Annotated in this window: 14 protein-coding genes; 7 read left to right on the top strand and 7 right to left on the bottom strand. The window is 70.1% G+C overall.

The window, feature by feature from the left end; all coding sequences use genetic code 11:
• The first annotated feature begins 59 nt into the window (after nt 1-59).
• Nucleotides 60-830, top strand: a complete 771-nt coding sequence (locus L3i22_RS43040; protein WP_221323190.1) for a hypothetical protein — start codon at nt 60-62, stop codon at nt 828-830.
• Nucleotides 831-1,164: 334 nt separating this feature from the next.
• Here L3i22_RS43040 and L3i22_RS43035 read toward each other — a convergent pair whose 3' ends face one another.
• A complete protein-coding gene (locus L3i22_RS43035; RefSeq protein ID WP_221323189.1) occupies nt 1,165-2,223 on the bottom strand; it encodes a LacI family DNA-binding transcriptional regulator in 1,059 nt (352 codons plus the stop codon).
• Nucleotides 2,224-2,408: 185 nt separating this feature from the next.
• Between L3i22_RS43035 and L3i22_RS43030 the strand changes: the two genes are divergently transcribed.
• The 4 genes from L3i22_RS43030 to pulA all read left to right on the top strand — a co-directional run bounded on the left by L3i22_RS43030 (nt 2,409) and on the right by pulA (nt 11,529).
• Nucleotides 2,409-3,668 (top strand): maltose ABC transporter substrate-binding protein, encoded by a 1,260-nt coding sequence (locus L3i22_RS43030; RefSeq protein WP_221323188.1) that lies wholly within the window; start codon nt 2,409-2,411, stop codon nt 3,666-3,668.
• Entirely contained in the window at nt 3,668-5,215 is a 1,548-nt protein-coding gene (locus tag L3i22_RS43025; RefSeq protein ID WP_221323187.1) for an ABC transporter permease subunit, read from the top strand. Before L3i22_RS43030 ends, L3i22_RS43025 begins: the two co-directional genes overlap by 1 nt.
• The gene (locus L3i22_RS43020) at nt 5,212-6,057 is read left to right on the top strand and encodes a sugar ABC transporter permease (RefSeq protein ID WP_221323186.1); all 846 of its coding nucleotides are present in this window, start codon (nt 5,212-5,214) and stop codon (nt 6,055-6,057) included. The genes L3i22_RS43025 and L3i22_RS43020 overlap by 4 nt, the downstream gene beginning before the upstream one ends.
• Before the next feature lie 63 nt (nt 6,058-6,120).
• A complete protein-coding gene (pulA, locus tag L3i22_RS43015; protein WP_221323185.1) occupies nt 6,121-11,529 on the top strand; it encodes a pullulanase-type alpha-1,6-glucosidase in 5,409 nt (1,802 codons plus the stop codon).
• A 95-nt stretch (nt 11,530-11,624) separates the two neighbouring features.
• On the opposite strand, the gene L3i22_RS43010 is transcribed toward pulA, so the two are convergent.
• The 3 genes from L3i22_RS43010 to L3i22_RS43000 all read right to left on the bottom strand — a co-directional run bounded on the left by L3i22_RS43010 (nt 11,625) and on the right by L3i22_RS43000 (nt 13,613).
• A complete protein-coding gene (locus L3i22_RS43010; protein WP_221323184.1) occupies nt 11,625-12,011 on the bottom strand; it encodes a DUF6292 family protein in 387 nt (128 codons plus the stop codon).
• 112 nt (nt 12,012-12,123) lie between these two features.
• A complete protein-coding gene (locus L3i22_RS43005) occupies nt 12,124-12,681 on the bottom strand; it encodes a GNAT family N-acetyltransferase (protein ID WP_221323183.1) in 558 nt (185 codons plus the stop codon).
• A 113-nt stretch (nt 12,682-12,794) separates the two neighbouring features.
• The gene (locus tag L3i22_RS43000; RefSeq protein WP_221323182.1) at nt 12,795-13,613 is read right to left on the bottom strand and encodes a GntR family transcriptional regulator; all 819 of its coding nucleotides are present in this window, start codon (nt 13,611-13,613) and stop codon (nt 12,795-12,797) included.
• A 585-nt stretch (nt 13,614-14,198) separates the two neighbouring features.
• Here L3i22_RS43000 and L3i22_RS42995 point away from each other — a divergent pair.
• Nucleotides 14,199-14,609: a hypothetical protein gene (locus L3i22_RS42995; RefSeq protein ID WP_221323181.1), complete on the top strand. Its 411-nt coding sequence runs from the start codon at nt 14,199-14,201 to the stop codon at nt 14,607-14,609.
• Nucleotides 14,602-14,817, top strand: a complete 216-nt coding sequence (locus L3i22_RS42990; protein WP_221323180.1) for a hypothetical protein — start codon at nt 14,602-14,604, stop codon at nt 14,815-14,817. The genes L3i22_RS42995 and L3i22_RS42990 overlap by 8 nt, the downstream gene beginning before the upstream one ends.
• Here the strand turns inward: L3i22_RS42990 and L3i22_RS42985 are convergent.
• The 3 genes from L3i22_RS42985 to L3i22_RS42975 are packed head-to-tail and all read right to left on the bottom strand — an operon-like array spanning nt 14,780 to nt 19,864.
• On the bottom strand, nt 14,780-17,224 hold the full coding sequence (locus L3i22_RS42985; protein ID WP_221323179.1) for a bifunctional diguanylate cyclase/phosphodiesterase: 2,445 nt from the start codon (nt 17,222-17,224) through the stop codon (nt 14,780-14,782). The genes L3i22_RS42990 and L3i22_RS42985 overlap by 38 nt on opposite strands.
• On the bottom strand, nt 17,208-18,926 hold the full coding sequence (locus L3i22_RS42980) for a diguanylate cyclase domain-containing protein (protein WP_221323178.1): 1,719 nt from the start codon (nt 18,924-18,926) through the stop codon (nt 17,208-17,210). The genes L3i22_RS42985 and L3i22_RS42980 overlap by 17 nt, the downstream gene beginning before the upstream one ends.
• A gap of 56 nt (nt 18,927-18,982) precedes the next feature.
• On the bottom strand, nt 18,983-19,864 hold the full coding sequence (locus L3i22_RS42975; protein WP_221323177.1) for a sulfite exporter TauE/SafE family protein: 882 nt from the start codon (nt 19,862-19,864) through the stop codon (nt 18,983-18,985).
• Between the last annotated feature and the right edge of the window lie 10 nt (nt 19,865-19,874).

Genomic DNA, 19,874 nt, shown 5'->3' with positions numbered 1-19,874 from the left:
AGGGGCAGCCCCGCCTTCTTCGGTGTGGCGGGTGGCGCGCGACGGGTAGTTTGGCGAATATGACCGAGGCCGAGCCGAGCTGGGCGGACCGCATCGTCGCCGAGTTCGGCGACGGTCACGACGTGGAAGCGATCGCCGCGCGCTACGGGCTGACCGTGGCCCAGGTCTACGCGGTCGTGCAGGGCGAGGTCGGTCCGCCCGGCCCGCCCGCGCCCCAGCCCGGGTACGGTCCGCCGCCCGCCGGGTACGGCCCGCCCCCGGCTGGTCATGGCGCGCCGCCCGGCTATCCGCCGCCGGGCTATTACGCGCCCCCGCCCGCACCGGGCGCCTACCCGCCGCAGCCCGGCTACGCCCCACCGCCTCCGGCTCCGGATCCCTACGCGCCGCCGCAGCCCGGCTACGCCGCACCGCCGCCTGCCCCGGACCCCTACGCGCCGCCGCAGCCCGGCTACGCCGCACCGCCGCCTGCCCCGGACCCCTACGCGCCGCCGCAGCCGGGTTACGCCCCGCCGCCCCCGGCTCCGGGTCCCTACCCGCCGCAGAGTTATCCGCCGCAGGGCTACCCGCCGCCGGGATATGCCCCGCCGGGATATGCCCCGCCCGGATATGCCCCGCCCGGATATGCGCCGCCGGGCTACCAGCCGCCGGGCTACCCGCCGCAGGGATACGCGCCGCAGCCGTTCCCCAACGAGGACGCGATCGTCGCCGAATACGCCGACGGCCACGACGTCAACGCCATCGCCCAGCGCTACTACCTCACCCCGGAGCAGGTCTACGCGGTCGTCCAGCGGGTCCTGCACGACAACCCGGAGCCACCCGCGCCTCAATAGAGCGGGTACCACCACCCAGCAAAAGTGGCACGGGTCACACAGGAAAAGTCGCGAAGAGTGATGGCCGCCGCTGGTTGCGCTCACCCGGCCTTGCAAGTACCCCGCATGCCCTTGCGGTTCCTGCCCGAAAACGTCGCCCGATCCCGGAAGATTTCCGGCTCTCCCCGCATGACCTGCGCTGACGCCGCCTGCGCGAAGGAGTCCAAGAACACGCTCTCCCGCACCCGATCGCGTCTTTCTCTCGCAGATCATGCAAGAAGTTGCAGCAAGTTTCTTCCAGCGGCCGGCGACAGGGCACCCGCAGGCCGCCCGCGAGGCGCCCGCGAGTCGCTCGTCAGGCGACCGAGGCGGCCGCCGCGCTGGCCGTCGAAGCGCGCCGCGCCGGCGCCATCGCGGTCGAGTTCCGAACCACCAGCTCCGGCCGGAAAAGGTACTCCGACCTGGGCGAACCGTGCCCGTTGATGTCATCCACCAACGACCGCACCGCCGCCACCGCCATCGCCGCGACCGGCTGGCGCAGCGTCGTCAGCGGCGGATCGGTGAACGCCATCAGCGGCGAGTCGTCGAACCCGATGATCGACACCTCGGTCGGCACGTTCATCCCGCGCCGCCGCGCCGCCCGGATCGCGCCGAGCGCCATCAGGTCCGAGCCGCAGATGATCCCGGTGACGCCCTTGTTCAGCAGTCGTTCGGCGGCGACCTCGCCACCCTCGACGCCGAACAGCGTGAGCTCGACCAGGTCGTCCGCGTCGGCCGCCGGAACGCCGAGTTCGCGCTGCATGGCGGCCCGGTAGCCGGCGAGTTTGCGCTGCACGGGGCTGAACCGGTGCGGGCCGGAGATCATCCCGATCCGCCGGTGGCCGAGCGAGGCCAGGTGCCCGACGGCCAGGTCACCGGCCATCTGCTCGTCGCACGAGACGAACGGGGCGTCGATGCCGGCGGTGTGCCCGTTGACCAGCACGATCGGCAGCGGACGGCCGATCAGCCGGTGGTAGCGCTCGACGTCCATGGTGGTGTCGGCGTGCAGGCCGGAGACGAAGACGATGCCGGAGACCTGGCGATCGAGGAGCATCTCCACGTACTCGTCCTCGGTGACGCCGCCGGGGGACTGGGTGCAGAGCACCGGCGTGTACCCCTGCTGGGCCAGCGTCGACTCGATGACCTGCGCGAACGCCGGGAAGATCGGGTTGTCCAGCTCGGGCACCACCAGGCCGACCAGCCCGGCGCTGCGTTTGCGCAGCCGCTCGGGGCGCTCGTAGCCGAGCACGTCGAGGGCGGTCAGCACCGCCTGCCTGGTTTCCGGGGAGACACCGGGGCGGTCGTTGATGACGCGAGAGACCGTCGCCTCGCTGACCTGGGCTTGACGGGCGATGTCCGCCATCCGTGCACGCATGTTGCCACTGTAGTGCCGCGCCGTTTCCGGTCAGCGCTCTGCAAGCCCTTCCATTGACTGCAAGAGCTTGCTAACGTCCCCGCAACAAGGACGACACCTTACCGATCTTGTGGGCGCTGAGCTATGTCTCCGCCCGGATCACCCCTTTTGCAGCACTGAATCCGTATGAGAACGGGAGCTTTGCCATGCGCATCCGCACCGCCGGAGCCATCGCGGCCAGCATGCTGTGCCTGATCGGCGTCGCCGCCTGTGGCGACAGCAAGGACGACACCAAAGCGAGCGGCAACCCGAGCGCGCAAGCAGCGACCGGCGAGCTCGTGATCTGGGCCGACGACAAGCGCTCGGCCGCCCTCAAGCCGTTCGCCGACAAGTTCGGCCAGGAGAACGGCGTCACCGTCAAGATCCAGGCGATCTCCAAGGACCAGCAGACCACCTTCCTCACCGCCTCCCAGCAGGGCAGCGGCCCGGACGTGATGGTCGGCGCGCACGACTGGATCGGCAACCTGGTGCAGAACGGCGCCATCGACCCGGTGCAGCTGACCGACGCGCAGAAGACCGGCCTGCAGGCCGGCGCGCTGAAGGCGGTCACCTTCAACAGCCAGACGTACGGCGTGCCGTACGCGACCGAGAACATCGGCCTGATCCGCAACACCGACCTCGCCCCGGACGCGCCGGCCACGATGGAGGACCTGGTCGCGGCGGGCAAGAAGCTGAAGGCGGAGAAGAAGGTCTCGGAGATCCTCTGCCTGCAGTCCGGCCCGACCGGCGACGCGTACCACGCCTACCCGCTGTACGCCTCGGCCGGCGGCTACCTGTTCGGCACCACCCCGAGCGGCGACTACGACGCCAAGGACCTCGGCGTCGGCAAGCCGGGCTCGGTCGCCGCGTTCGAGAAGCTGCGCGCGCTGGGCGAGAAGGGTGACGGCGCCCTCAAGCGCTCGATCTCCCCGGACAACGCGGTGGCCACGTTCACCGGCAAGAAGTGCGCGTTCCTGGTCTCCGGCCCGTGGGCGACCGCGGACGCCAAGAAGGCCGGCATCAAGTACGACATCACCGCCGTCCCCGGGTTCAAGGGCGGCAAGGAGGCCACCCCGTTCCTCGGCGTGCAGACCTTCTACGTGGCGTCGAAGGGCAAGAACAAGGCGCTCGCCCAGGAGTTCGTCACCAACTACGTGACCACCCCGGAGCTGGCCGTCGCGCTCTACCAGGCCGACCCGCGTCCGCCGGCGCTGACCAGCGCCCTGGACCAGGTCAAGGCGACCGACCCGGACGTGGCCAAGTGGGCCGACGCCGGCAAGAACGCCGTCCCGCTGCCGGCGATCCCCGAGATGGCCGCCGTCTGGGAGCCGTTCGGCAAGGCCGAGGCCGCCGTGATCGGTGGCGCCGACGCCCAGTCGACCGTCGACGCCGCGGCCAAGACCATCTCGGCCGCGATCACCAAGTAATGACGACGTTGCTCGAAGGGCCCGCCACGCGGGCCCTTCCCGCCCCCGAGGAGAAGACCACCTCGGTCCTGGGCCAGGGAATCCGGATCCTGCTGCTCGGACTGGTCGTCGCGATCGCGGTCTGGGCCGCGTTCCCGCTGGCCGACGGCGGGCACTGGGCGGGCCTGGGGCTGCTGGTCGCGGCCACCGCCGGCCTGCTGTACCTGTACGTCACGCCGCGGCACGTCCCGGCGAAGTACCTGGTGCCGGGCACGATCTTCCTGGTCGTGTTCCAGATCTTCCCGGTGCTCTACACGGCGAGCACGGCGTTCACGAACTTCGGCGACGGGCACCGGGGCACCAAGGCCGAGGCGATCACCGCGATCCAGACCGCCTCGGTCACCCGGGTGCCCGGCTCCACCGAGTACCAGCTCAAGATCCTCGCCAAGGGGGACGCGCTGGCGTTCCTGATCACCGACCCGAAGACCGGGCAGGTGTCGATCGGGGACGCCGGCGGGCTGAAGCCGGCCGACGGGGTTCCGCCGTCCGGCTATACGGTGCTCACCGCCGGTCAGGCGAGCGCCCGGAGCAAGGAGATCACCGACTTCGCGGTGCCCACCGCGACGGGCGCCATCCGGTCGTCGGGCCTGTCCCGGGCGTACGAAGGAAAAGCTGTTCGTGCCTTTGATTTCGCCTCGGACAGCATCCGGGACTCCACCACCGGCAAGGTGTGGACGGCCGACGACTCGATCGGCGCGTTCGTCGCGGCCGACGGCGAGCGGCTGGCCCAGGGCTGGAAGGTCGGCGTCGGGCTGGCGAACTTCACCCGGGTGCTCACCGACGACACCATCGCGTCGTCGTTCCTGGGCACGCTGATCTGGGACTTCCTGTTCGCGATCGGGTCGACCGGCGGCACCTTCCTGCTCGGCATGTTCTGCGCGATCGCGCTGCAGTCCACCCGGATGCGGTTCCGCGGGCTCTACCGGATCCTGATGGTCCTGCCGTACGCGATGCCGTCGTTCGCGATGCTGCTGATCTGGCGCGACCTGTTCAACACCGATTTCGGCCTGATCAACAGTGTGTTCGGGACCCACGTCGACTGGCTGGGCACGCCGATCACCGCGCAGCTGGCGGTGCTGCTGGTGCAGCTCTGGCTCGGCTATCCGTACATGTTCCTGGTGACCACCGGGGCGCTGCAGGCGATCCCGGCCGAGCTCACCGACGCCACCCGGGTGGACGGGGCCGGGCCGTTCCAGTCGTTCCGCGCGGTCAAGCTGCCGCTGCTGCTGGTCGCGCTGACCCCGCTGCTGATCTCGTCGTTCGCGTTCAACTTCAACAACTTCAACGCGATCTACCTGACCACCGAGGGCGGCCCGTTCCCGGCCGACAACCCGAACGCGGGCGCCACCGACCTGCTGATCACGTACACGTACCGGCTGGCCTTCGGCGGATCCGGCGCCCAGTACGGCTTCGCCGCGGCCATCTCGATCTTCATCTTCCTGATCGTGGCCGTGGTCTCCGCGGTGAGCTTCCGACGCACCCGCGCCCAGGAAGAGGTCTATTCATGAAGTGGTTCAAGGACACTGGTTGGCGGCATCTGGTCGCGATCCTCGCCGTGCTCTTCTCGATCGGGCCGATCCTGTTCGTGCTGTCGGCGGCGCTCAACCCGCTCGGCACGCTGTCGTCGAGCACGCTGATCCCGAGCGGGGCGTCGCTGGACAACTTCACCCGGCTGTTCCGGGACACCGACTTCCCGCACTGGTTCCTGAACTCGATCATGATCGCCGGCCTGGCCAGCGTGCTGTCGATCTTCCTGTCCGCGCTTGCCGCGTTCGCGTTCAGCCGGCGGCGGTTCGCGGGACGCCGTACCGGATTGCTGTTCCTGCTCTTGATCCAGATGTTTCCGCAGTTCCTGGCGGTCGTCGCGCTGTTCCTGATCTTCTCGACGATCACCGATCTGTGGCCCGGGATCGGCTTCAACACCTGGTGGGGCATGATCCTGCTCTACCTCGGCGGCGCGCTCGGCGTGAACACCTGGCTGATGAAGGGCTTCTTCGACACGGTGCCGAAGGAGCTGGACGAGTCGGCGACCGTCGACGGCGCCTCGCACACCGGGATCTTCTTCAAGATCCTGCTGCCGCTGGTCTCGCCGATCATCGCGGTGGCCGGCCTGCTCGCCTTCATCGGCACGATCAACGAGTTCCTGCTGGCCAACCTGTTCCTCCGGGACGGCGCGTCGAAGACCCTGGCGGTCGGCCTCTACGGCCTGGTCCAGGGCTCGGACCGGAACGTGAACTTCGGGATCTTCTGTGCCGGCACGCTGCTGACCGCGATCCCGACCGTCGGCGTCTTCCTCTACCTGCAGCGCTACATCGTGGAGGGCCTCAGCGCGGGCGCGGTCAAGGGATAGCCAGATCGACAGGAATTCACGACACTCAATCTGCCTGCGAGATGTCCATCGAAAGGGTGCACCGTGGCATCGAGTAAAACGCGGTGGGGAACCGCGCTGCTCAGCCTGCTCCTCCCACTGATCGCGGTGCCGGCCTCGCCGGTCGCCGCGGCTCCGCCGGAACCCAGCGCCGCGGCCATCGCGAACTGGGGCGCCGACCGGCAGACCGGGACCGAGGAGCAGTACTACTTCGTCCTGCCGGACCGGTTCGCCAACGGCGACACGTCCAACGACAAGGGTGGCCTCACCGGGGACCGGTTGTCGACCGGGTACGACCCCACCGACAAGGGCTTCTACCACGGTGGCGACCTCCAGGGCGTGATCGACAAACTCGACTACATCCAGGGCCTGGGTACGACCGCGATCTGGCTCGCCCCGGTCTTCAAGAACAATCCCGTGCAGGGCACCGGGGCGGACGTCTCGGCCGGCTACCACGGGTACTGGATCACCGACTTCACCCAGGTGGACCCGCACTTCGGGACGAACGCGGACCTGAAGCGGCTGGTCAAGCTCGCGCACCGGCGGGGCCTGAAGATCTTCCTGGACATCATCGTCAACCACACCGCTGACGTCATCAAATACCAGGAAAACAAGTATTCGTACGTCGACAAGACCGCCTCGCCGTACACGGACACCGAGGGTCAGCCCTTCGAGGACCGGAACTACGCGAAGTCGTCGAGCTTCCCCGCCACGGATGCCACCAGCTTCCCGTACACGCCGGTCTTCGCCAGCAAATCGGACAGTAAGGTCAAGGTCCCGGCCTGGCTGAACGACGTGAACATGTACCACAACCGCGGCGACTCCACGTTCTCCGGGGAGAACAGCGAGTACGGCGACTTCTACGGCCTCGACGACCTGTGGACCGAGCGTCCCGAGGTGGTCCAGGGCATGACGAAGATCTACGCCGACTGGATCGGCTCGACCGGTATCGACGGCTACCGCCTGGACACGGTCAAGCACACCGACCTGGACTTCTGGCCGCAGTTCTCGCAGGGCATCAAGAAGGCCGCCGACCAGGCGGGCAAGAAGGACTTCTTCATGTTCGGCGAGGTCTACAGCGCCGATCAGGAGATCGAATCCACCTACGTACGGCAGGGTGAGCTCCCCGCCACGCTGGACTTCTCGTTCCAGGCCGCGGCGCAGGCGTTCGTCACCGGCGCCGGCAACGCCACCGCGCTGTCCGACGTGTACGCCAAGGACGACCTCTACACGACGCCGACCACGAGCGCGGAGCGGCTGCCGACCTTCCTCGGCAACCACGACATGGGCCGGATCGGCTCGTTCATCGCGTCCACCGCGACCGCGGACACCCAGCTCAAGCGCGACCAGCTGGCGCACGAGCTGATGTTCCTGACCCGTGGCCAGCCGGTCGTCTACTCCGGCGACGAGCAGGGCTTCACCGGCCCGGGCGGCGACAAGGACGCTCGCCAGGACATGTTCGCCAGCAAGACGGCGGACTACCTGGACGACGACCTGATCGGCACCGACCGCACCCACGCGGTCGACAACTACAACCCCGCGCACCCGCTCTACCGGGCGATCTCGTCGCTGGCGAAGCTGCGCAAGGCGAACCCGGCGCTGGTCGACGGCGTGCAGACCACCCGGTACGCGTCCGGGAGCGTCTTCGCGGTGTCCCGGACCGACCCGTCGAAGCGGGCCGAGTACGTGGTCGCGGCGAACAACGCCACCACCACCCAGACGGTCAGCTTCGCCACCTCGTCGCCGGGGGCCACGTTCACCGGCGTCTACGGCGGCGCCGGCGCGGTCACCGCGGACGCGACCGGCAAGGTCACGATCACCGTGCCGGGGCTGTCCACCGTCGTACTGAAAGCGGGTTCCGGTGTTCCGGCGGCGTCAGCCGCACCGACCGTGAGCCTGAAGCCGGCCGCGGGCGCCTCGGTGGCGACCCGGACCGAGCTGACCGCCGAGACCACCGGCGACCCGCTGGCCACGGTGACCTTCGCGGCGCAGGTCGGCACCGGCCGGTGGCAGCTGCTCGGCACCGCCGACAAGGCGCCCTACCGGATCTATCACGACCTGGACGGGCTGGCCGGCGGCACGCCGGTGAAGTACAAAGCAGTGGTGCGGGACAGCAGGGGGCGGCTCGCGTCCTCGACGACGAACATCACGGTCGGCACCCCGGTCGCGGCGTCCACGGCCGGCTACGCGATCGTGCACTACCAGCGCCCGGCCGGCGGCTACGCCGACTACGGCCTCTACACCTGGGGTGACGTCGACCCGTCGATGTCGACCACCTGGCCCGCCGGGCAGCCGTTCGCCGGTGAGGACGCCTACGGGCGCTTCGCCTACGTCAAGCTCGCGCCGAACGCCAAGAGCATGGGCTTCATCGTGGTCAGCAAGGACGGCGTGAAGGACACCGACGCCGACCGCTCGCTCGACCCCGCCAAGAACCCGGAGGTGTGGCTCAAGCAGGGCGACCCGGCGATCTACACCACCCCGCCGGCGGTGACGCAGGACCAGTCGAAAGCGGTCATCCACTGGCGCCGGGCGGACGGCAACTACGACGGCTGGGGGCTGCACGTCTGGGACGGCGCGGCGACCGGCACCGACTGGGGAAGTCCGCTCAAGCCGACCCGGATCGACTCCTTCGGCGCGGTCTTCGAGGTGCCGCTGGCCGACGGCGCCGCCGGGCTGAGCTACATCATCCACAACGGCGACGCCAAGGACCTGCCCACCGATCAGCGGCTCGACTTTGCCTCGGCGGGGCACGAGGTGTGGCTGCTCGCCGGGCAGGAGACGCGGCTGTTGCCGCTGGTGAAGACGGCCGCCGGGGGCGGGTCGACCGACCTGACCAAGGAGTCCGCGGTCTGGCTGGACCGGTCGACGATCGCGTGGCAGACCGGCACCGGCACCACCCTGCAGGAGGTCGGCGCCGGCACCGACGGCAAGGTCTACGACCTGGTCTGGTCGCCGACCGGCGGGATCGGCGTGACCGGCGGCGAGCTGACCGGTTCCTATCAGTCGGTCCGGCTCAGCTCGCGACGCAACGGTCTCACCGAGGCACAACGAGCGAAATTCCCCCACCTCTGGCAGTACGGGGCGTTCAAGCTCTCCTCGGGGAACGTGCCGGACATCCTGCGTGGCCAGGTCGTGGTCACCGAGCGGGACGCGGCCGGGAAGCTGCTCGCGGCGACCGGGGTGCAGACGGCCGGCGTGCTCGACGACGTCTACTCGGCGGCGACCGATTCCGATCTGGGCTACAGCAACGGCCGGGTCTCGGTCTGGGCGCCGACCGCGCGCGGCGTCGAGCTGGAGGTCTACGACGCGGTCGGGTCCAGCGCCGTGCTCAAGCCGATGACCAGGGACAACCGGACCGGGGTGTGGTCACTGGCGGTTCCCCGGGGTGACTACGGCAAGTACTACAAGTTCCGGGTCACCGCCTGGCAGCCGTCCGTCGACAAGATCGTCACCGGGTCGGTGACCGATCCGTACTCGGTCGCCCTGTCGACCGATTCGAAGCTCAGCCGGTTCGTCTCCCTGGACGACCCGGCGCTGGCCCCGGCCGGCTGGAACAACCTGCGCAAACCCGCCGCTACCGCGCCGGCCAAGATTCAAATTCAGGAGCTTTCGGTACGGGATTTCTCCATCGCCGACACCTCGGTCCCGGCCGCCGAGCGGGGCACCTACGCCGCCTTCACCGAGAAGAACGCCGCCGGCATGAAGCACCTCGCGGATCTCGGTAGGTCCGGAGTCACGCACCTGCACCTGCTGCCGGTGTTCGACTTCGCGACGATCCCGGAGAAGCGCGCCGACCAGGCCCAGCCCGCCTGTGACCTGGCGTCCCTGCCGCCCGATTCCGATCAGCAGCAGGCCTGCGTCGGGGCGGTCGCCGACCGGGACGGCTACAACTGGGGCTACGACCCGCTGCACTACACGGTCCCGGAGGGCGGCTACGCCGTCGACCCGGACAACCGCACCAGGGAGTTCCGCTCGATGGTCGCCGGGGTCAACAACGCCGGCCTGCGCGTGGTGATGGACGTCGTCTACAACCACACCTCGGCCGCCGGGGTCGACGACAAGTCGGTGCTCGACCAGATCGTGCCGGGCTACTACCAGCGGCTGCTCGCCGACGGCACGGTGGCCAACTCGACCTGCTGCGCCAACACCGCGCCGGAGAACGCGATGATGGGCAAGCTGGTCGTCGACTCGATCGTCACCTGGGCCAAGGAGTACAAGGTCGACGGGTTCCGGTTCGACCTGATGGGCCACCACCCGAAGGCGAACATCCTGGCCGTCCGCAAGGCGCTGGACAGGCTCACCCTCAAGCGCGACGGCGTGGACGGGAAGAACATCTACGTCTACGGCGAGGGCTGGAACTTCGGCGAGGTGGCGAACAACGCCCGCTTCGTCCAGGCCACCCAGGCGAACATGGCCGGCACCGGGATCGGCACGTTCAACGACCGGCTCCGGGACGCGGTCCGCGGCGGCGGCCCGTTCGACGAGAACCCGCGGATCCAGGGCTTCGGCTCGGGCCTCGCGGACCAGCCGAACGGCGACCCGGCGAACGGGGACGCGGCTTCGCAACGGGCCCGGCTGCTGCACTACCAGGACCTGATCAAAGTCGGTCTGACCGGCAACCTTGCGGACTACACGTTCACCTCCTCGGCCGGTGTTACGACCAAGGGCAAGGAGATCGACTACAACGGCGCGCCGGCCGGCTACACCGCCGCGCCGGACGAGGCGATCACCTACGTCGACGCGCACGACAACGAGATCCTGTACGACGCGCTCGCCTACAAGCTGCCGCCGGCGACCACGGCCGCCGACCGGGCCCGATCGCAGTCGGTGGCGCTCGCCACCACCGTGCTCGGCCAGGGCGTCGGCTTCGTGGCGGCCGGCAGCGAGCGGCTGCGCTCGAAGTCGCTGGACCGCAACTCGTTCAACTCGGGGGACTGGTTCAACGAGATCGAGTGGGACTGCGCCAAGGGCAACGGCTTCGGCAAGGGGCTGCCGCCCGCGGCGGACAACGAGTCGAAGTGGCCGTACGCCAAGCCGCTGCTCGCCGACCCGGCCCTCAAGGCGGACTGCGCCGCGGTCACCCTGGCCGACACCCGGTACCAGGAACTGCTCCGGATCCGGACGTCCTCGCCGGTCTTCGGCCTGGCCACCGCGAAGCAGGTGCAGCAGCGGGTGGCGTTCCCGCTCTCCGGCAGGGACGAGACGCCCGGCGTGATCACGATGACGCTGGACGCCCGCGGCCTCGACGGCCGGTGGAAGTCGGTCACGGTGATCTTCAACTCCACGGCGGCGGCCACCACCCAGACGGTGCCGGCGCTGGCCGGGGCGCGGATCGCCCTGCACCCGGTCCAGCAGTCGTCGGCCGATCCGCTGGTCCGCACGGCGTCGTTCGCCGCGGCGACCGGCACGTTCACGGTTCCACCGCGTACCGTCTCGGTGTTCGTCCAGAACTGACGATCCCCGGACACCGGCCCCGCTCACCCGTTCAGCCCGGGAGGGCGGGGCCGGCTCGGTTCCGCCGCCGCCCCGATCCGTCCGGCCCGGGCGTCCTACCGGCGCAGGTGGTCGTCCAGGCCGTCGCGCACGTCCCGCCAGCCGCGATACCGCGGCGCCCGGGCGTGCCCGCCGAGGTGTGCGACGCCGCGCGGATCCGGGACGAGCCCGCCGGCCAGCCACTCGACGCCGTCGAGCTCGGTGCGCCGGCCGGGGGCGCCGCTCACGAAGCGCCCGCGCCGCCAGCCGGTCTCCTCGTCCCACACCAACGCGGTGCCGCCGGCCAGCCGGATCGTCGCGTCCCGTGGGTCACGAGGATCCAGCCAGCTGTCCTGGACGTGGTATCCGGCGGCGGCCAGCCCGTGCACCGTGTCGGTGATGTAGGGCCGCAGCATGTCCAGCCACGGATGTGGGTGCGCGCTCGGGGTGAGGTTGTCATCCATGGGTGGATTCTCACCCAAAAGATTGATCAGGTCACCGCGCGTATCCGAAACGACTTAACGGTCGTTGAGGACGCATGCTGAATTCCAGATACATCGATGTAAATTTCCGCCCTCAGGGCGTCGTACGCTCGAACAACGCGCTCGACGGATAGCCCGGAACATTGGCGTAGCGAACGAAGTCGAAGCCGATGTTCTTGTAATAGCCGTGCAGCGCGGTATTGGTCGTCCACACGTCGATCCGGGTGCATCGGGCGCCGTAGGAACGGGCCGCCGACTCGCTCGCCCAGTCGACCAGCGCCGCGCCGAGGCCCTGGCCGGCGTACTTGCGGGCCACGATCAGCCGGTGCACGTACACGGCCGGCTGCGCCAGTTCCTCCGGGGTCCAGAGGAAGCCGGCGCCGGTCCGCTGCACGGTGACCGTGGCGGCGGCGAAGTCCCCCTCCCGGATGATCCAGGTCGCCCGGTCCCGCAGGCCCTGGCGGATCCGGGCGTCCCGCCCGGCCGGGGACGGCCAGGGCCGGGCCCACTGGTCGGTGCCCTTGGTGGCGAGCCAGCTCGACGCCTCGTCGATCAGGTCGACGATCGCCGGGAGGTCGGTGGGACCGGCCAGGCGTGGGGCCATCGGCGAGTCGGTGACCGCCCGGCGCGGTTCGGCGAATAGAGGGGTCATAGCTCCGTTTCGTTTCTGACGGTCGGAATCCGCGACGCCGGCGGCGGCGGGCGGGGGACCGGCCGGTGACGGGAGAGTGGAGGGTGGGACGGTCCGAGGGGGACGCTCCGCGGTCAGCCGGCGCCGTTTCCGGGATCGTTCGACGGCGGCGGGGACGCGATTTCCTTCGGCACCTCACCGATGTTGTAGACCAGACGGTTCCGGTCGGCGGGCCAGACCGTGACCGTGCAGCGGATCGGCTGGCCCGACCGTTCGTACGCGGTCCGGATCGTCTCGATCACCACGACGCCGGCCTCCGGCAGCTTGAAGAAGGAGACCTCGCCCGAGTTCGGCGGGCGGGCGCTCACCTGGTCCTGATAGCCGACCTGTTCGAAGCCGAGCGTCTCGGCCACGTAGCGCACCGTGCCCTGCTCGATGTCGACCGCCTGGATCAGCAGCGGAGCCTTCGCCGCGAACTCGATCGGGTAGAACGAGGTCTGCATCGACCACGGCTTCTTGTCGATGCGCAGCACCTGGTGCCGGCAGATGAGCGAGGTGCCGGCCGGGACCCGCAGCTCCCGGGCGGGGACCTCGTCGGCGGCCTGGATCTTCACCTCGGGCGTGCTCGCCTCGGGCTTGCGCTGCTGGGCCAGGGCGGCCGACCGGTAGGCGATGCCCTCGCCGCCGCCGAGACCGGTGTCGGTGTCGCGGGAGAGAGTGATCTGGAACGGCTCGATCCGGTGCGCCACGAAGGTGCCCTGGCCCGGGCGGGTGGTCACCAGGCCCTGGGTGAGCAGGGAGCGGATCGCGTCGCGGACCGTGTTGCGGGAGGCGTTGTCGAACAACTCGCGCAGTTGCAGCTCGGTGGGCAGCTTGACGCCCGGCTCGAGCTCGCCGCTCTCGATCTGCCGCCGGAGCTCCTCGGCGATCTGTCGATACATCGGGTCGGCCATCAGTGTCCTCCTGCCCCGTGAGAGGTTGGGATGAGTCCAAGGGAAGGTATCAGGCACATGGCTGGGATGTTAGGGCCTAAGCCGTTTACGTGTGTGTCGCAGGCGGGTACTATCGTTGATGTTGGGGAGGTTGGGATGAGTGGTATAGAGGGGCTCACCCAGACGATACTAGCCGGTTGACCTAACAGTTTCATCCTGTTGAGCCATCGGGCTACTGCCCGATTCCGAGCCGCGACCCGGGCCCGGAGCTTGCCGCCCGGCCGACGCCGAGCACCGAAGCACTTCAGCGCCGAGGAAGGGACCCCCGGTCATGACTCATCCCAGCGCTGGCCAGGGCGACGTCTGCCCGGTCTGCCGACGGCGAACGTGGCTGATCTGGCTGATGCTCTCCGCCGCGATGTTGCTGACGTCCGCGGCGGTTTTCGTTCGTGCCGTCTGGCCCTGCTGACCCCGCTGCCGTCTGGCCCAGCTGACCCCGCTGTCGGAGAACCGACTCGGTCCGGGGCGACATCCGGACGAAGGATCGACTCCGCGCGATCGGTCTGCGACGATCGACGAACATCGAGCTGCGTCGGTCGGCCGGAGGTGGTTCCTCTGCGCGTCTTCCTGATCACCGCAGCGGTTGCCGCCGGCACGGCGATCCTGCAGGTGTGGCTGAAACTGATCTCCCGGACGCCCCGGCCCGGCCGGCGTCACGGTCTCGAGCGGGAAGACGCCCTGTGGTGGACCGACTGGGTGGTCGCCGCCACCTTCGCGCTGGTCGGCTCGGTGGTCGCGGCGGCCCGGGACACCGGTAAGGACGTGCCGCTCGGGCAGGCGGTGGTCGCGTTCGTCGCCCTCTTCTTCGGGTTCAGCGTGATGCCCTTCGGCCTACGGTCCTTCGCCTACGACTCGCAGGCCAGGATCAAGGGCTGGCTGTGGATCTGGTCCGCCAACGGGGTGGCGAGCCTGGTCCTGCTCAGCGCCGTGGCGACCGGGGTGACGATCTATGGCTGAACCCGGCCGGCGGCCGCCGGAGGAGCACGACGGGACCCACCGGCCCGTGGTCGCGGTCGTCCTGCTCGTGATGACCGCGCTGGTGTCGGTCGCGGCCGTGGTGGTCAGCCTGGGTCGCGACGCGCTCTCCGTCATCGCGGCCACGCTGACCATCGCGTCCGCGCTGACCCTCATCGCGTTTCAGGTGTCCCGGGGCCGGCGGCGATGAGGTCGGCCGCGATGGTGAGCCGGTTGTGCAGATCCTCGGCGGGCTCCGGGCGGCCCAGGTGGTAACCCTGGGCGAACTTGCAGCCCATCACGGTCAGCAGGTCCAGCTGGGACGCGTCCTCGATGCCCTCGGCGACGACCCGCAGCCCGAGCGTGTGGCCGAGCTGGATCACCGCGTTGACCAGCTCCTGCTGGCGGCCGTTGCCGGCCATCCCGTCGATGAACGAGCGGTCGATCTTGAGCACGTCCACCGGGATGTCCCGCAGGTAGCCCAGGGACGAGTAGCCGGTGCCGAAGTCGTCGATGGCGATCTTCACGCCGAGCGCGCGCAGTTCCTCCAGCCGGACCGAGGTCACCGCCAGGTCGCGCATCAGGATCGTCTCGGTCAGCTCCAGGACCAGGCAGTTCGCCGGGAGCCCGGTGGCCGTCAGGGCGTAGGCCACCTGGTCGGTCAGGTCCGGCACCTCCAGGTGCGCGGCGGAGAGGTTGACGCTGACCCAGGCCGGCGCGGTCGCCGGGTCGTCGTCCTGCCACTGCTTGACCGCGCGGCACGCCTCCAGCAGCATCCAGCGGTCGATGTCGACGATCGCGCCGGTCTCCTCGGCCAGCGGGATGAACGAGCCGGGCATCCGTAGCCCCTGCTCCGGGTCCTGCCAGCGGACCAGCGCCTCGGCCCCGGCCATCTGCCCGGCCGGGACGCCGACCACCGGTTGCAGGTGCAGCCGCAGCTCGCCCCGGTGCACCGCGTCGCGCAGGCGGGACTCCTGGTCCAGCCGGTTCAGCAGCTGCTCGTGCATCTGGGTCTCGAAGGTCAGGAAGCGGTTCTTGCCCTGGTCCTTGGCCGCGTACATGGCCACGTCGGCGTTGCGCAGCACCTCGTCGGCGTCGGCGTAGGCGGCCGCGTCGGGCACCACGCCGATGCTCACCGAGACCAGCGCCTCCCGGTTGTGGATCAGGAACGGCCGGGCCAGGACCGCCAGGATGTCCCGGGCCAGCCGCTCGACGATCGCCGGGTCGGCGTCCTCCAGCAGGACCGCGAACTCGTCGCCGCCGAGCCGGGCCACGGTGTCCTGCGGGCGCAGCGCCCCGGTCAGCCGTTCGGCCGCGGTCCGCAGCAGCAGGTCGCCGGCGTTGTGCCCGAGGCTGTCGTTGACCCGCTTGAAGCCGTCCAGGTCGAGGTAGAACACCGCGAGCGGGCCGCCGGTGGCCCGGGCCCGGGCGAGCGCGTGCTCCAGCCGGTCCAGCAGCAGCTTGCGGTTGGGCAGGCCGGTCAGCCCGTCGTGCAGGGCCTGGTGCCGCAGGTCGTGTTCGAGCGCGCGCTGCCGGCTGACGTCCCGGAGCACGATCACCGCGCCGATCGCGCGGCCGGCCTTCTCGATCTCGCTGGTCGTGTACTCGACCCGGACGCTGGTGCCGTCCGGCCGTTGCAGGGACACCTCGCGGGTGCCCGGGACCAGGTCCTCGGCGGTCTCCGGCAGCACCGCCGAGGCCTCCCGCTGGAGCAGCCCGGCCACGCCGAGGCCGGTGATCCGCCCGGCGGCCGCGTTCGCGAAGGTGATCCGGCCGTCGCGGTCCACGCCGCAGATGCCCTCGCCGGCGTTGGCCAGGATGCTGTCGGTGTACTCCTTGGCCAGGATCTCCCGGGCGGACCGGTCGAGCTGCTCGGCCATCTCGTTGAAGGCCCCGGCCAGCCGGGCGATCTCGTCGTTGCCGGCCCCGGTCGGCACCCGGTGCGAGAAGTCGCCGGTCCGGACCACGCCGACCGCGGTGGTCACCGAGGTGATCCGCCGGGTCAGCGAGCGGGCCAGGAAGTGACCGACCAGCAGGACCAGCAGGAAGGCGATCGCGGCGACCCCGAGGATGACGAACTGGGCCTGCCGGGCGGCGGCCAGCATCCCGTCGTACAGCGGGGTGTACTCGAGGATGATCGCGCCGAGGATCTGGTTGTTGCGTCCCCGCATCGGCACCACGACCTGCTTGATGCCGGCCGGGTAGTCGTCGCTCTGCTCGACGAAGATCCGGGACTCGCCGTCGTCGATGGTCTTGCCGATCTGGTTGCCGGTGTCGTGGTCGAAGACCGTGCCGACATTCTCCGGCACCGCGTCGCCGAGGATGTACTTGCCGGAGTCCACCACGACGACGTCCCGGTGCTGACTGTCGTGCAGGCGCTCGATGTAGTTCGCCAGCGACCTCGGGTTGAAGTACAGCGGGGAGATCAGCTCGCCGGGCGTGTCGACCGGCAGCCCGAGCGCGATGTCCTTGCCGATGCCCCGGGCCACCTGGGCGGCCTCCTTGGCGGCGGCCCGCCGGGCCGAGGCCATGTCGGTGTACCAGGCGGTGGCCGCGGTGGCCACGACGAGGCACGCCACCACCAGGTAGCCGGCCAGCAACTTACGGCGAACGTTCATCCTGATGAAGATCGGCTACCGCGGCCGGAAGATGAGCGCCGGGCCGGATCACCGCGGCGCCGATCAGCTCCGGCCGGTTCCGCAGCCGTTCGTGCATCCGGTCCTCGAACCGGAGCCAGCGGTTCTTGCCCTGGTCCTTGGCCGCGTACATGGCCAGGTCGGCGTTGCGCAGCACCTCGTCGAAGCGGGCGTAGCGGCTCGCGTCCGGCACCACGCCGACGCTCACCGAGACCAGGCCCTCCCGGCTGTTCAGCACGAACGGGCGGGACAGCGCATCCACGCACGTCTGGGCCAGGAGCTCCACGTCGTCCGGCCGGGCGCCCACGATCAGCACGGCGAACTCGTCGCCGCCGAGCCGGGCCACGGTGTCCTGCGGGCGCAGCGCCCCGGTCAGCCGCTGGGCCGCGGACTGCAGCAGCAGGTCGCCGGCGTCGTGGCCGAGGCTGTCGTTGACCCGCTTGAAGCCGTCCAGGTCGAGGTAGAGCACGGCGAGCGCCTCGCCGCCGGAGCGGGCGCAGGCGTGCGCCTCCTCCAGCCGGCTGATCAGCAGCTTGCGGTTGGGGAGCCCGGTCAGCGCGTCGTGCAGGGCCTGGTGCCGCAGGTCGAACTCGAGCGCGCGCTGGCGGCTGACGTCGCGGAGCACGATCACCGCGCCCAGCCGGTGGCCGGCCTTGTCGATCTCACTGATCGTGTATTCGATCCGTACCGTCGAATGGTCCGGACGCTGCAAGCGTCCTTCGGTCGTCCCCGGGGTCGGTTCCAGACCGGCCGGGAGCAGCACCGAGGCGTCCCGCTGGAGCAGCCCGGCCACGCCGAGCCCGGTGATCCGCCCGGCGGCCGCGTTCGCGAACGCGATCCGCCCGCCGGCGTCCAGCCCGCAGATGCCCTCGCCGGCGTTGGCCAGGATGCTGTCGGTGTACTCCTTGGCCAGGATCTCCCGGGCGGACTTGTCGAGCTGCTCGGCCATCGCGTTGAAGGCCACCGCCAGCCGGGCGATCTCGTCGGCGCCGCCGGCCGGCAGCCGGTGCGTGTAGTCGCCGGTGCGGATCACCCCGGCCGCCGCGGTGAGCTTGCTGATCCGCCGGGTCACCGAGCTGGCCAGCAGGTAGCCGAGCAGCAGGACCAGCACGAACGCGATCGCCGCGCTGATGAACAGGACGGTCTGCGCGTCCCGGGCGCCGTTCATCATCTGCTGGTACAGCGGGGTGTACTCGACGATGACCGCGCCGAGCACGGTCTGCGCGCTGCCGATCATCGGCACCACGACCTGCTTGATGCCCTCCGGGTGGTCCGGGCTGGTCTCGACGAAGACCCGCGACTTCCCGTCCGCGATCGTCTTGGTGACCTCGGCGCCCCGGTCGTGGGTGTACTTCGTGCCGACGTTGTCCGGGTCGGCGTCGCCGATGATGTACTTCTCGTAGTCGACCGCCACCACGCTGCGGTGCTGCGAGTCGTGCAGCCGCTTGAGGTAGTTCCCCATCGCGCTGGGGCTGTAGTAGAGCGGGGACTCCAGCTCGCCGACGTGGTAGGCGGGCAGGCCGAACGCGATGTCCTTGCCGATCCCCCGGGCCACCTGGGCGGCCTCCAGGGCGGCGGCGCGGCGGGCCGAGGTCTGGTCGGTGTACCAGGCGATGAGCGCGGTCGCCGCGACCATGAGCGCCACCACCAGGTACCCGCTCAAGAGCTTCTGCCGTACGTTCATCCGTCCCTTTCCCGTGCCGACCTGTGATAGATCGGCGCGGGCGGACCGGAGATGAGTCAGACCGGGACGGACTCCCGCTCGGTCTTCCCGGCCGGCCGGAACGGCTTGGTCACGCCGAGCCCGATCGCCACCAGCACCGCGGCGCCGGTCACCACGCCGACCACCGTGGTGTCGACGTCGAACAGCTTCAGCGAGCTGGCCAGCAACACGATGATCAGCGCGGACCGGACCAGGCCGCCGGGGGCGCGCGAGGAGATCCGGGAGCCGATCAGCACGCCGGGGATCGAGCCGAGCACCACCGCGCCGGCGATGTCCAGGTGCAGGTCGCCGAAGAGCGCGTGCCCCAGGGCGGCCGCGGTGACCAGCGGGATGGCCTGCACGAGATCGGTGCCGACCAGGTCGTTGGCGCGCAGCTTCGGGTAGACCGCGAGCAGCGCCACGATGATCAGTGAGCCGGAGCCGACCGAGGTGAGCCCGACCACCAGGCCGCCCATGATCCCGATCAGCAGCGTCGGCAGCGGCTTGACGACGATCTCGACCGGCGGCCCGTCGGCGTCGCGCCGGCTGATCCACGCCTTGAGGAGCATGCCGCCGACCGCCAGCAGCAGGGCCACGCCCAGCGCGAGCTTGACGGTGTGCTGGACGCTCGCGTCGTCACCGAGCAGGCGCAGCAGCAGGACCCCGAGGAACGCGCTGGGCACGCTGCCGGCGCAGAGCCAGCCGACCAGCTTCCAGTTGACCGTGCCGCGGCGGGCGTGCACGGCGCCGCCGAACGGCTTCATCACCGCGCTCGCGGCCAGGTCGCTGCCGATCGCGGCGACCGGGTTGACGTGGAAGAAGAGCACCAGGATCGGGGTCATCAGGGCGCCGCCGCCCATGCCGGTCAGGCCGACGATGATGCCGACGCCGAGTCCCGCGAGCGCCATGGTCAGGTCCATGGGCGGAAAT

This window comes from Actinoplanes sp. L3-i22 (genome assembly GCF_019704555.1).
Classification (GTDB): Bacteria; Actinomycetota; Actinomycetes; order Mycobacteriales; family Micromonosporaceae; genus Actinoplanes.
This window is presented reverse-complemented; position numbering and strand designations above follow the sequence as displayed.